Below are 7,587 nucleotides of genomic sequence, written 5' to 3' on the forward strand. Positions count from 1 at the left end.
TCATACACTCTGATTGGCACCAGAGCAATTATGTATGCCCAGCGAACGAAATTTGCTATTATAGTCAGCATTTTATTATCAATATTATGATGCCCTTATGATGATTCATCCTCAGTACGATCCTGTAGCATTAGCAGTTGGACCTGTCGAAGTCCATTGGTATGGGCTGATGTATTTGTTGGCATTCGCCGCCGCCTACGGACTGGCATGGTATCGCAGTACCAAGCGTGAAGGCTGGACGACAGATATGGTCTCTGACCTAGTGTTTTTTGGCGCACTTGGTGTGATATTAGGTGGCCGTGTCGGCTATGTATTGTTTTATCAGTTCAGCGAGCTACTCCAAAACCCTGCCTATCTGTTCAAGGTCTGGGAAGGCGGTATGTCATTCCATGGCGGTCTGATTGGTGTCATGTTGGGTATGCTGTATTTTGCTCGCAAATATAAAAAGACACCTTTCCAAGTGCTCGATTTTGTCGTTCCCTGCGTACCAACTGGTTTATTGTTCGGACGTATTGGTAACTACATCAATGCCGAGCTATGGGGCCGCGTCTCTGACGGTGGCTATAACTGGTTGACCTACTTTCCGCAGGCCGCTATTGTTGATATGCAGCAGCTACAAGCCAATCCTGCGCTGCAAGACCTTATGACTGAAGTCAATGGCCAGTACCTGTTGCCGCGTCACCCGTCGCAATTGTATGAAGCCCTTGCAGAAGGTCTACTGTTGTTTCTATTCTTGTGGTGGTACTCATCGAAGCCCCGTCCTCGGATGGCAGTAACCGGTGTCTTTATGCTTGGTTATGGCTTTAGCCGCTTTATCATTGAGTTTTTCCGCCAGCCAGACATCGACCAAGGATTCATCTTGCTAGGTTGGATGACCAAAGGTCAGATACTAAGCGCCCCAATGATAATTATCGGTCTGTTCTTGATCGGTTACGCCTACAAACGCGGCATCTACGACTGGGGTAAGCAAGCTGCTTATTAAGCCTACCCTTTTGTGATAAAGGTTGATGACTTAAAATAGGGTAAGCTGTCAAAACGCTTATCCTAGCAATACTTTCAATAATGACAGTGTATATATCGACTATCCATCTAGCCTGTATGTACTGTCAGCAGTAACTAAAGAGCATTTTATGATCAATGGCACCCAAAGTAATAACGAGCAAGGCTATTTAGATTTACTACGCCACGTTCTCGACAATGGCAGCGAAAAAGGCGATCGTACTGGTACTGGTACGCTTAGCCATTTTGGCGCGCAGCTACGCTTTGACTTAGCAGATGGCTTTCCACTGCTAACGACCAAAAAGGTTCACTTTAAATCCATCGCTTATGAACTATTATGGTTTTTAAGTGGCAGCACTCATGTCGATTATCTACAACAGAATAATGTTCGTATCTGGAATGAGTGGGCGACAGCAGAACAGACAGCACGCTTCAACAGACCTGCTGGTGATTTGGGTCCTATCTATGGCCATCAATGGCGCAACTATGGCGCGACCAAAAATGAAGATGCCAGTTATAACGCTGATGGCGTCGATCAAATCGCACAGGTCGTTGAACAGATAAAGACCAATCCGAATTCGCGCCGTTTGATTGTGTCAGGCTGGAATCCAGGTGAGGCAGAGCAAGTAGCCCTACCACCATGTCATACGTTATTTCAGTTCTTTGTCGCAGACAATAAGCTGTCATGCCAGCTATATCAACGTTCGGCTGACTTATTCCTATTATTCCCCTATAATGATAATTCACAGTATGAATTATTAGCAGCCTAGGAACATCTCATTCCTCTATACTTATAGTGAACATCAGGTCAATGCATAATATGATATACAATTTAATCTATGTATTACTTTGGCCTATATTATGGATATTAAGATTTGTTCCAATAGAGAATTAGACTTATCAAAATCTTATTTAATTAGTGAAATACCAGACCTATTACTGGATCAGAAAGTCAAAGTGAACGGGGTTGGTGTATTTGATGATAGTGGTAAAATCCTCCCTCTTATCTCTGAGTATCTATCATATCAATTCAAGCACGAAAAGATTGCTCATGAAACAGCAAATACATATGGCAAAAACCTAACTTACTTCTTAAAGTATATCCGTAGTCGTCCAGACTATAGCGATAATGAAACTGATGAGGTCTTCATCACAGTTCCAGGGTATGTAATTCAGGAATACTGTACTTTCTTAAGTGTTGAAGAACATAGAAGTTCAGCTACTATTAGAAATCGTGATGGAGCAATATACGCTTTCCTTCATTTCCTCTGCAGTCGCACAGAAGACCGTCAGCCGCTTAGAGAGGATAATCCATATAGTAATGGATACTTTTCAAAATTACCAAAGCGTACACCAATTACTTCATGCACTCTTGATGATCTTTTCATATTGATTCAATCTACTCGATTAGAACGAGAACGAGTAATACTTCAGTTTTTATATGACTCTGGCGTGAGGCGTTCGGAGCTGATCAGGGTTACTCTTAAAGATTTTAGAGACACTGTCAACTTTAACTCTGAAAAGTTCATTTCAGTAGAGTCCGATCAACCTATTCATGCAGACTACGTACCTTTAGCCATCAAAGGTAGCAAGGGGCGTGGAAATCAAATCAAACCACGATGGACGTTAGTTAGTTCGGCAACCATTAAACGTATACAGAAATATCATGCGTCTCCGCTCTACAAAAAACATGCTCGCAAATATGTAAATCCAGATGAAACCCCAGCATTTTTTAATGCTAAAGGCACTCCTTATACACGTAAAGCGATAAACGAGTTACTTGAACGTATCAGCAAACGTGCAATAAAGAAAGGTCGCCTCGATAGAATAATCTCTCCTCACAAGCTACGGCATGGTAATGCCTATGCAATATTGCAATCAAATGACCTAGGATCCGACTACCTAGATCGGCTCGTTATCGTACAAAAAAACTTAGGTCATAACCACCTCAGTACTACCCAAATGTATACCAGCATTCCTCAGGAAATTTATAATACTATTTGTGATGAGAATGGGGACTTACTAACTAGAGCTGAGAAGATGAGGCGCTTATCTGAACAGACACAATTGAAAATTGGCATTAAGGACATCAAATGAAAAAGGACGGAATAGCCACTGATCAATTGGTAAGTACATGGGTAGAGGGCTTATTAAAGAGTCCAAACCAACTCTTATCCTTACCACTTAGCAGCCATTTCAAGAATCCTTGGGGCGTCAATATCACATCTAAATTTTTAGCGAAAGAGACATCTATCACGGTCAATGAAGCTGATAGACGAAAGCACCTCACCGTTCCATTGATAGAGAAAATGGCTGAGATGAAGGTTGTCGTAAAAGGAGCTTCTAGTAGAGAAAATATAACTCGACAGAGAATATTATATTGGTATAGCAATTTAAGTTTTAGTGATAAGAAAAACCTTCCTCGTTTGACTAAATCTATAAACAACGTTTGCTTCAAATCAATAGGACACGAGCAGGACTACTGGAATGTTTTAGCAACTCAATATGAATTGGTAGCAAAAACAATCGATGAGATTCATGAAGATCTCTGTAGACTGGGAATTATAAGTGCCGGTTTTAATAAAGTCGAGTCAAGAAAGCGTCCTATTAGAGACGAAGCATCTGCTATCTTAGAGTGGGTATCAAGAACAGTCACAGATGTAGAAACACTGTGGGAAATACCCATTAGCAAGGCTAAAAACCTTTTAGGTTTTAGTGTCTCCGTAAAATATATACAAAATGCAGTAGGAATTTCATACCCTATGGCACATAAATACAGAGAGCTTACGAACCCTTTGATCGAAAAGATGATCAAAGAAGGGATTCTAGTAATACCAGATGGGAGCTATGAAGCTGCTGGCATCGAAAGCAGAAGGAAGCTACTGAATTGGTACAGACAGTTATCTGAAAAAGAAAAGCATACATTACCTATTTTTGGTAATAAGATTTCAGTTGGGAAAATGCCATTGGGACAATTTCCTATAAAAATATCTTCCTTATACTTTAATGCTGTTAAAGATGCTTGGGACTTCATTCACAAAGATCTTGAAAAACTTGGAATTATTGATCCAAATTATAAAAGCGTTGCTAAAAGAACAAGCGAAGCGAACATAAATAGAAAAAATCATAGTGAAAGTCAGATAGAACGTTTTCATAGACTGGCCACAAGAGAGTTACATGCTGCTGATAATTTCTTCTTTCCTTCAAAACTAGAACCGTTTATTCAGGTTGAGCAACTGTTTGCCTGTACTAGTAAAATTGTCTCTTCAGAATCAGGCAAGAGTAACTATAGAATTGCGAGTAATTCCTTTATAGATTTCTTATCTGAACTATATGGTAATTCACCTTTAAAAATTGTCACAGTTTTTGATGAGCATCTCCTATCTAGATATCGAAAATATTTAGAGAAAAAGATAATAAGTAAAGAAATATCAAGTTATCATGCAAATACACTTTTGAGTTCAGTACGCAGAACACTGTGTAGGCTGACCCAAGTACGGGATCTGGAGTATAGCTTTTTCGATATAAATGGCTTTGCTGTAAGTAGAGAAACAGACGCGAAAAAGCCATTTACAACGAACGAGCGGATTCAGGTATTAGATGCTATCGAAAAAGGATTGTGTCAGTCTAAAGCAGCTCTTATACCATACGAAAAAACGGGTATAGGTAAAAATCCTTTGAATGAAAAAGGTTTTGTAGTAAAAGGCCTTTCTACACTAGATAATGCGCGATGGCTGTTTGAAAACCCCTTGGGGTGTAAGCCAATCCATTATCATACAGCAGAGTCCCCTATCGAAAAATCTTTCTTGAGAATTATTGCCCGTTCAGACAAAGGTTTGAGCGGGATATATGATGAATGGGGTGTTACCCCGATGTTACATATAGATATACTCATACCCTACCTTTTAAGGCTAGCCCAAATTACAGGATTAAATGCAGATTCTTTACTTTCTCTCAACGTAGACGATTATCTAGAATCTCATCCAGCAACATCACGACCTTGTCTTAGATATTGGAAAGAGCGCTCTGATGGCTACAAGGAATACCCTCTGGATCTTTTCAATGCACAATTAACTTGGCTTACATCGAGTCAAGCGAAGTCTATAAAAATGATTTTCGAAGAATTAAATCAATTAACCTGTAGCTTTCGACCACATATTGAAGATGATACATTCAAAGACAGATTATTCATTTGGCAATCGAATAGTCCAAAAAAATATGGAAAAGTTTCTCCTATATCAGGAAGTAAAGAAGGAAACGCAAGTACCTTAGGCAATAGCTTATCCAGATTTGTTGAGAAGTATAATTTGAAGGACGACGCAGGAGAGCCGTTAACTCTTACAATAAGCAGGTTTAGACCAACTTTTGTTAGTGAAATGTTAGACAATGGAGTAGCTTTACGCGAAATTCAGCTCATGTTAGGGCACTCCTCAATTCAAACGACTATTGGTTATATAGACTCTTATGACTTCAATACGATAAGTAGAGTAAAGATAAACGATAAACTAAAAGAAATACATCAATCTACTTTGAATAGACAAACTCAAAAAGTACAAACTAGAGATACCAACGAATTAGCAATAACCTTCCATACCCCTTTAGCAGAATGCAGGAATATTTTTGATCCTCCAGATTTTGTAAAAAACCTTTCATCCTATATTCCTGGTACTCCATGCTCACAATATAATAAGTGTTTAGGTTGTGACAATGTAATTATTACGGCTAAAAACCTCCCTGAAATCTTTGCAATGAAGCGTGACTATACGCTTTTGACAGAGCACACTCGGGTTATGGACACCCCCTACGGACATGTCATTTCGGAGAATATGGAACTAATAAAAGGCATTACAGATCCAGCATTGTCTGACTTTTCCTTAGAGGATCTAAAGAATGGACAGCGTTTAGCAGAGTACATTGAAACCACTACACTAGTTGATGGAGTAATTTGATGGACTATGAAAAAAAATTAGACGTGTTGACAGCTTTTGCAAAACATCGTTTCTATGTTTTAGAAGCCTTAAATCCTATTACGGATCAGAGAAATGAGTGCCTTCAGCATAAGCACACATTTGATATAGAGTATATGACGTCTCTTATGGACAAACCCATATCAACACTATCAAAGTTTTCTGATAGCGTTTGGAACTTTAATAAAGATTATCCTAATGCTGCAAGAAATGTTCAAGGTGCAAAGCTACGAATCAATTTTTCGAAATATACAGCGATTCCGGTATTTGTTTTGATAGAAATGAAAATTATATTCGAGTTGGCTTTGCTCAATAGTTCCATCTTCAAGCTGCAGAAAAACGAGGGTAAAAGCCGATCAAAAAAAACATTAAAAGCCAACTCCTTGATTGCAACTTTTGAAAGTGGTTTAACATTTATCAATGAACTATTCAAACAAGCATCTCATGAACTAGGTTATGAGTTTGTTCAGAAAAAGATTAGAACATTATGCGATATAACACCCGAACTGTATCCCATAGCGGCTAAAAATTATGATCGTGTAAAAGGTACAGATTTAGATAGATTTTTTAAATACTTACGTAGCCCAGCTTCTGTTAAGTATGTATTCGAGAAGCCTATTGCTCATGTAGAGTTAGATAGCTTGAAATGGAAGAGAGTGGCGAATGTTGATAAAGAAAAGAAAGATCAAGTGTTACCAGACTTGGTCTTTGAATCTTTATCAAAGACTGCATCCTTTATTGTAGTAGATTTTTTAGACGCTATAGGAGACGGAGAAAAAATATCAGATGTCAACTCTTTAAAACGTTTCAATACGAGCGAATATTTATCATGGGCTAGTCAAGAACGTGTTACGCATGAAGCTCTACATGGGTATATTGCTATGCGATTAAGAACCAAAAATTATTCTTCAAATTTTGTTATGAATGTAATCGAGCCCTACGACTGGATGCTAAATAAAGATTCTAACGTTATGGCTGGGGCAACTTTACGTGAAAAATTGAGAGAACGCGGTTATAAAGCAGATAATCTTAGGAAATATGTTAACCTCGTAGCGTATGCCTGCACGTATTTAGTAGGTCAGTATACAGGTATGAGACCATCTGAATTATCAGAAGTAAGAGTTCAGGATTGTTCATGCTTAGTTCAAAGTGATGGCGTTTGGCTGATTGAAAGTACTGTCAAAAAACATAAGGATGAGATTAGTACGGGTTTGTTTGACGACAGATGGGTAGCTATACCTATTGTTCAAGACGCAATATTAGCAGCTTCGTATATTTCAAAAATCAAGGCCTCACCATACCTACTTTCTAATGTAGATACTGTTAAACCTAGTAGTTTCCCTAAGTCTATGTATAGTACCAGCCTTACACATCAAATGAATATTTTTATCAGCCAACTATTAGGCGAAAAAACTGCTAAAGAACTAAAGTTCAATCCATATATGTTAAGACACACCTTAACATATCAACTATTTAAGGCTGAAGTAGGTCTACTGAGCTATGCTGAAAAAACTGTAGAACCAAACTTGGTAAACTAACGACTCAATGAGGAGTTTATCATGACTAAGAAAATCAGAACCTATAGTGCAGCATTCAAAGCTGAAGCTGTTAAAAAGATAGC

The 7,587-nt window shown here is 38.6% G+C and carries 4 protein-coding genes and 1 pseudogene; all 5 read left to right on the forward strand.

The window, feature by feature from the left end:
* Nucleotides 1–97: 97 nt before the first annotated feature.
* The 5 genes and pseudogenes from lgt (at nt 98) to JMX91_RS10730 (ending at nt 7,504) form a co-directional block, all read left to right on the forward strand.
* Nucleotides 98–982, forward strand: a complete 885-nt coding sequence (gene lgt / locus JMX91_RS10710; RefSeq protein ID WP_201549062.1) for a prolipoprotein diacylglyceryl transferase — start codon at nt 98–100, stop codon at nt 980–982.
* 148 nt (nt 983–1,130) lie between these two features.
* Nucleotides 1,131–1,760: pseudogene (gene thyA, locus JMX91_RS10715) on the forward strand (thymidylate synthase); the annotation flags it as partial.
* Between the two features lie 100 nt (nt 1,761–1,860).
* Complete coding sequence (locus JMX91_RS10720; protein ID WP_201549063.1) at nt 1,861–3,096, forward strand: tyrosine-type recombinase/integrase; 1,236 nt, start codon at nt 1,861–1,863, stop codon at nt 3,094–3,096.
* A complete protein-coding gene (locus JMX91_RS10725) occupies nt 3,093–5,948 on the forward strand; it encodes a tyrosine-type recombinase/integrase (protein WP_201549064.1) in 2,856 nt (951 codons plus the stop codon). Before JMX91_RS10720 ends, JMX91_RS10725 begins: the two co-directional genes overlap by 4 nt.
* Complete coding sequence (locus JMX91_RS10730; RefSeq protein WP_201549065.1) at nt 5,948–7,504, forward strand: site-specific integrase; 1,557 nt, start codon at nt 5,948–5,950, stop codon at nt 7,502–7,504. The genes JMX91_RS10725 and JMX91_RS10730 overlap by 1 nt, the downstream gene beginning before the upstream one ends.
* Nucleotides 7,505–7,587 lie beyond the last annotated feature (83 nt).

This window comes from Psychrobacter sp. Pi2-1 (assembly GCF_904846645.1).
Taxonomy (GTDB): Bacteria; Pseudomonadota; Gammaproteobacteria; order Pseudomonadales; family Moraxellaceae; genus Psychrobacter.